Source organism: Actinocorallia aurea (assembly GCF_054783995.1).
In genome coordinates this window covers 1-1,027 of record NZ_BAAGPQ010000041.1, presented here as the reverse complement: position 1 = coordinate 1,027, position 1,027 = coordinate 1, and the positions used below count along the sequence as shown (strand labels likewise).

Below are 1,027 nucleotides of genomic sequence, written 5' to 3'. Positions count from 1 at the left end.
ACCACACCACCAACACGCGCCTCACCACCCCCACCCCCCACCCAACCCAAGGCCAACCAAGCCCAACCCGACCGAGCCGAGGCCAACCAAGCCCAACCCGACCGAGCCGAGCCTGATCGTGGCGAGCCCAATCGAGCCGAGCCCAACCATGGCAAGCCCAACCGAGGCAAGCCTGATCGTGGCGAAACCGGTCGTGGCACGAGCGGACGTGACGGAAGCGGGCGTGGTGGGGGTGTGTAGGGGGGCGGGGTGGGGGGTGGCGGTCATGCGACCACCTCCAGGTGGCGGAGGGGGGCTGGGGCCGTGGTGACGCGGCCGTCGGGGCCGGGGAGGAGGAGCCAGGAGGACTCGGCGCGGGCCGCGGCGCCGCGGCCTGCGGCGGTGACGCGGACGCGGCGGGAGAGCAGGCGGCCGTGGCCCTGGCCCAGGCCCTCCCAAGAGGCGTCGGAGACGGTGAGGCGCACCTGGGCGCCCTCCCACTCGCCCGCGGCCACCAGGGCGCACCCGTGTTTGCGGGCGAGCGCGACGAGGCGGCGCGCGAGCGCCGGCGCGGGCCGCGCGGGCGGCCGCACCAGCACCAGCCGCACCCCCTCGACCAGGGCCGCGACGACCTCGACCCACCGCTCCCCCGGCGCGTCGACCAGCAGCAGGCGGTCGGGATCGGCCCCCATCCCGACGGCGGCGGCCACCCCGAACTCCGGCATCCCGACGACCGCCGCGAACTCCTGCCCGCGCGCCGCCCCCGCGACCAGCGCGGTGCCCAGCGCCGCGCTCCGCCCCACCGTCACCACGGTTCCCCCTCTCAGCCGCGGCAGTACCGCGCGCAGCGGCGGCAGCACCGGCACGAGCTCCTCCGAGAGCTCCTCCGGCGCCGCCAACGGCCCCACGAGCCCCTCTTTCCGGAGCCCGTCCAACGCACCCACACCACCCATCATCGAACAAGATTTCGACTCCTGGCAAGTCGATCACCCTTTCGAATCCCCACCCCGACCAACCCCCTGACCAGCAATCATCCAGATCCCCCGCC

Annotated in this window: 1 protein-coding gene; it reads right to left on the bottom strand. The window is 74.9% G+C overall.

Going from position 1 to position 1,027, the window contains the following annotated elements; all coding sequences use genetic code 11:
• Nucleotides 1-263 precede the first annotated feature (263 nt).
• Entirely contained in the window at nucleotides 264-887 is a 624-nt protein-coding gene (locus ACYVOM_RS41035; RefSeq protein ID WP_460309050.1) for a hypothetical protein, read from the bottom strand.
• Nucleotides 888-1,027 lie beyond the last annotated feature (140 nt).